The following is a 4151-nucleotide window of genomic DNA, read 5'->3' as shown; positions in this document are numbered from 1 at the left end:
CTTTCACGAACAACTCGTTCCATCCGTGATAAACCAATTCGGAATTGGTTCTGCAGCAATTCACCAACTGAACGAATTCGACGGTTACCCAAGTGATCGATATCATCGATTGAACCAATGCCTTCTTGAAGGTTAAAGAAGTAGTTCATCGAAGCAATCACGTCAGCAGGTGTAATGTGTTTGAAGCTCAATGGAATATTGTTGTTTCCAATGATGGGAACAACCCGATCAGGATCGTTAACGGATTGAACCTTCACGATTTGAACGGTCATTGGCTTCGTCACAACAGCTTCATCTGATGGGTTAAAGGTATAAGCTTTAAAATCATCGTTATCAAGGTAAGGTGCGAGATCTTTCATCACATCTTTAGACACAACCGTGCCCTTTTGTGCAATGACTTCACCCGTATCAGGATCAGCTAAAGTCTCAGCTAACGTCAACCCTAATAAACGGTTCTTCAAACTTAGCTTTTTATTGGTCTTATAACGGCCAACCGGTGCCATGTCATAACGCTTTGGATCAAAGAAGCGTGCAGTTAACAAGCTTCTTGATGAATCAGCAGTCTTAGGCTCACCTGGACGTAGTCGCTCATAAATATCTTTTAATGACTCTTCAACACGAGAATCATCGGTATCCTTATGAACATCCTTTTCCAAGGTCAGACCCAAACTGTCGTTGTCGCCCAAGATGTCAATGATTTCAGAATCACTGCCAAATCCGAGGGCACGAATCAATTCGGTTAAAGGAATTTTTCTAGTTCGATCAATTCGAACATACGCAATATTTTTTGCGTCGGTTTCAAATTCAAGCCAGGCACCTCTGTTAGGAATCACAGTTGTACCGAATGAATCACGGCCATTCTTATCTTTGTCTGCGTGGTAATAAACGCCGGGTGAACGAACCAATTGTGAAACAATAACCCGTTCAGCACCATTAATAATGAATGTCCCTTGATCAGTCATTAATGGAAAATCGCCAAAGAATACATCTTGAGTCTTGATTTCGCCAGTCTCGTGATTGGTTAATTTCAGCTTAATGTGAAGCGGCGCCGAATAATTCGCCTCGTGTTCACGTGCCTCGTCGACAGTGTACTTTGGTGTTAACAATTGATAATCAACAAATTCTAAAGAAAGCTTGCCCTGGAAATCGTCGATTGGCATAATGCCGTCGAAGGTTTCTTTAAGTCCCTCATGTAAAAACCAGTTGTAAGAATTAGTCTGGATTTCAATCAGGTTCGGTAAATCAAGCACTTCTTTAATTCGTGCATAACTTCGTCGGGTACGGTGTTTTCCATATTTAACTAAATGTCCTGCCAAGTTTTTCACCTCTCCAAAATTCCGGAATCGAAATGTTACAGTTTGATTACAAATGCGCTTTTGGGCACATTTATCCGGGTTCAGGGCAAAAAAAATCCAAAAACAAGATCATCTTGCTTTTGGTTTTTTATGCAGGCCAACCCGGACAATAGATCGCGTTGACCATTTCGATTCACAACAAATACAGTTAAAAGAATAACAATTTATTAACTTAAAGTCAACCCTTTTGACTAGTGCGTGACGAATCGCAATTATTTTTTATCTTTAACCAGTGTTTTGGTTTCAGGTTTTTTAACTGAAATCGTAATTTGATTGTTTCGTCCACCAACTGTGACTGAATCACCAGGCACAATTTCTTTGGATAATAACTTGGCACTTAAATTATCTTCCAATTCAGTTTGAATTGCCCGCCGAATTGGACGAGCGCCGTATTCAGGATCAAATCCGCGTTTGGAAATAATCCCAATGGCAGTCTTGGTAATCTTAATGTCGATTCCTTGGTCATGAATTCGCTTGATAACCGGCTTAGCCATCAGGTAAACAATTTGATCAAGTTCTGCCTTCGTCAATGAGTGGAAGACAACCACTTCATCAATTCGGTTCAAGAATTCAGGACGGAATCGTTGTTTAAGGGCAGCTTGGATCGTGTCCTTCATGGCAGCGTAGCCTTCCTTGGCATCTTCTTGACCAAAGCCGACTGTCTTCTTGTCTCGAAGCGTTGTTGCCCCCAAGTTGGAAGTCATGATAATAACGGTGTTTCGGAAGTCAATCTTTCGACCCTTGGCATCCGTTAAGTAACCATCATCAAGAACTTGAAGCAACAGGTTAAAGACGTCTGGATGGGCCTTTTCAACCTCATCAAATAAGACAACCGAGTATGGCTTTTGACGAACCTTTTCAGTTAACTGGCCACCTTCATCGTAACCGACGTATCCAGGTGCTGAACCAATTAATCGACTGGTTGAGTACTTCTCCATAAATTCACTCATGTCCACTCGAATGATGTCTTCTTCTGAGCCAAAGACTGCTTCGGCAACGGCTTTGGCAAGTTCAGTCTTACCAACACCAGTTGGGCCGAGGAACATGAACGAACCAATTGGTCGGTTCGGATCTTTCAAGCCGCTTCGAGCTCGTCGAATTGAACGCGATACGGCAGAAATTGCCTCTTCTTGGCCGACAACTCGTTTGTGAAGAACTTCTTCCAAGTTAACCAAACGATCAGCTTCGGTACTGCTTAAACGCGTCACCGGAATCCCAGTCCACTCGCCGACAATTTCAGCAATGTCTTGAGCTGTTTCCTTGACTGGGTAATGAGCTTCTTCATTGGTATCATCGTCAGCATCGTCGTCACTGGCTAATTCATCTTGAAGTTTATTGGTTTGTTTTCGAAGTGTGGCTGCTTTTTCGTAATCTTGGGCAACCAGTGCTTCATTTAACTGTGACAATAAATCAGACAACTTTTTATGGTCATCAGCGACATCGGAATTTTGTAAGTGATCAATTCGGACTTTGGCCGCTGCTTCATCCATTAAATCAATGGCTTTGTCGGGTAAAAATCTGTCACTAATGTATCGGTTGGACAGGTTCACGGCCGCGTCAATTGCTTCATCAGTAATTTCAACGTGATGGTGTTGCTCGTACTTTGGCCGCAGTCCTTTAAGAATCTCAACGGTTTCATCAGTCGTTGGTTCATCAACCATAACCTTGGCAAATCGACGTTCCAAGGCGGCATCAGATTCAATGTACTTTTGGTATTCGTCGAGTGTGGTTGCCCCGATTAATTGCAGTTCGCCACGGGCCAAAGCAGGCTTCAAAATGTTGGAGGCATCAATCGCGCCTTCAGCACCACCGGCGCCAATCAAAGTATGCAGTTCATCAATGAAGAGAATGATATTGCCATCTTGATAAATTTCATCAATCACTTTTTTCAAGCGATCTTCAAATTCACCACGGTATTTGGTTCCGGCAACCAATGAGCCCATATCAAGCATCATTAAACGCTTTTTGGCCATATCACCAGGAACGTCGCCGTTGACAATTCGTTCTGCCAATCCTTCAGCGATCGCCGTTTTACCAACCCCGGGTTCACCGATTAAGACCGGATTGTTCTTAGTCCGGCGGGCCAAAATTTGGACAACCCGCTTTACTTCAAGGTCTCGGCCAACTGTTGGGTCGAGCCGATCTTGTCGGGCCATTTCCGTGAGGTCACGGGCCAGTGAATCGATGGTTGGTGTCTTTGAGTCGGCAGGCTTTTGTTGACGGCCACGCTGTTTGGAAGCCATGTTTGAGGCCATGGAGCCACCGCTGATACCCATTTTTCGTAAAGTTACTTTTCTAATTTGTGAAAGGTCCAGTCCCAAATTAATTAAAATTCGGGATGACAAAATTGTCTCGTCTGTCAGTAATGAAAGCAAAATATGCTCTGTACCAACTTTTGGGACACCATTTTTCTTGGCAAATTCGCCAGCTTGAGCTAAAACTTCTTTGGCTTTAGGAGAGTATGGCAAATAATCGTTGCTACTAAGATCCTTGAGGTTACCGTAGCCGGCAAAGCGCTCTACTTCTTCAGTTACATCTTCTGCAGTCACTGAGAACTGTTGAAGGGCTTTATAAGCAATTCCATTTGTTTCGATCAACAATCCTAACAACAGGTGTTCAGTTCCAATTGCCTGATGTTTAAATTTCTTGGCTTGTTCCTGAGCAATGGTCAAAACGTTCTTAGCACTTGGCGTAAATAAATTATTCATAGATACCCTCGCTTTCTATCGTTCATATCGCAGTCGATTCAAAATGGATACCATAATGTTGGCGCGTAAAATATCCGTTAGATCGCTG

Annotated in this window: 1 protein-coding gene and 1 pseudogene; both read right to left on the bottom strand. The window is 43.0% G+C overall.

Features of this window, described 5'->3' with window-relative positions:
* Window positions 1-1325 (bottom strand): annotated as a pseudogene (locus tag AB3112_RS08945) (DNA-directed RNA polymerase subunit beta); the annotation flags it as partial.
* Window positions 1326-1567: 242 nt separating this feature from the next.
* A complete protein-coding gene (locus tag AB3112_RS08940) occupies window positions 1568-4063 on the bottom strand; it encodes an ATP-dependent Clp protease ATP-binding subunit (RefSeq protein WP_057911007.1) in 2496 nt (831 codons plus the stop codon).
* Window positions 4064-4151: the final 88 nt, after the last annotated feature.

This window comes from Lentilactobacillus sp., assembly GCF_040773105.1.
Lineage (GTDB): Bacteria > Bacillota > Bacilli > Lactobacillales > Lactobacillaceae > Lentilactobacillus > Lentilactobacillus parabuchneri.
The sequence above is the reverse complement of the archived record's forward strand: the minus strand, read 5'-3'. Positions and strand labels throughout refer to the sequence as shown.